Raw genomic sequence first — 1,101 nt, 5'->3', positions numbered from 1 at the left:
GGTCGATACTCTGCTGCATCTGCGTCGAGCCCTGGTGCAGGGTGTTCCACCACTCGACGGAATAGTGGATAACCGGCAGGTTCACCACGCCGACCAGCACCAGAATGCCCGCCGCGCGCCCGGCCATCCGGCGGTCGTCAAAGGCGTGCCACAGGGCGATGACCCCGGCGTAGAGAAACAGCAGCACCAGCTCCGAGGTCAGACGCGCGTCCCACACCCACCAGGTGCCCCACATCGGTTTGCCCCACGCCGCGCCGGTGACCAGCGCGATGAAGGTGTACACCGCCCCCACCGGCGCCATCGCCGCGACGGCAAGGCTGGCCATTTTCATCTGCCAGACCAGCCCGGTAAACGCCGCCACCGCCATCGCCGCATAGATACCCATTGACCAGATGGCCGCCGGGACATGCAGGTACATAATGCGGTAGCCCTCCCCCTGCTGGTAGTCCGCCGGGGCGAAACCAAAGCCCCGGACCCAGCCGGTGGCCAGCGCGATGATGCCGGCCGCCGCCAGCCACGGCACGAGCCTGCCGCAAATCTGATACAGCCGGGGCGGCGCCGCCAGCTGATGAAGGGTTTTCCACATAGTCGTCACCTGACCTCCTGAAACCAGTAAAATGTCCGTCGCGCCGGGGCGCTACTGCACGCTGAGGCGCAGCGCCGCCGCGGTGGCGAACGGGCTTAACGTCGCGCTGCCCGCCAGCAGTGCCCCCAGCACCGCCAGATAGCCGTCAGCGGGTAAATGCATCGATGCCGCGTCCATCGCCGCGGCGGCGAAAATCAGCACCGGGACACTCAGCGGCAGCACCAGAATGCCCAGCAGGACGCCGCCGCGCCGCAGCCCGGCCGTCAGCGCAACGCCCGGCGCGGCGAGAAACCCCAGCGCCGGCGTGCCGAGCAGCAGCGTCAGCGCCATGATTTTCCAGCCGTACACGTCCATCCCCAGCAGCAGCGCCACCAGCGGGGAGAGCATCATCAGCGGCAGGCCGGTCACCGCCCAGTGGGCCAGCACCTTCGCCAGCACCACCGCCGGCAGCGGCACCGGCAGCAGCATCAGCTGCTCCAGGCTGCCGTCCTGCAGGTCGTCGCGAAACAGCCGCT

General features: G+C 68.5%; 2 protein-coding genes. Both read right to left on the bottom strand.

The genetic code is table 11. The annotated features are described in order from the left end of the window. Positions 1 to 586, bottom strand: a 586-nt coding sequence (locus tag J4613_RS22430; RefSeq protein ID WP_208293673.1) for a heme ABC transporter permease, incomplete at its 3' end; no start/stop codon positions are given. Between the two features lie 51 nt (positions 587 to 637). Next, positions 638 to 1,101 (bottom strand): heme exporter protein CcmB (gene ccmB, locus J4613_RS22425; RefSeq protein WP_131046906.1); only part of this gene is annotated, 464 nt, incomplete at its 5' end.

The sequence above is a fragment of the Salmonella sp. 32020114201800008SM genome (assembly GCF_017572025.1).
GTDB classification, from domain to species: domain Bacteria; phylum Pseudomonadota; class Gammaproteobacteria; order Enterobacterales; family Enterobacteriaceae; genus Salmonella; species Salmonella enterica.
This window is presented reverse-complemented; position numbering and strand designations above follow the sequence as displayed.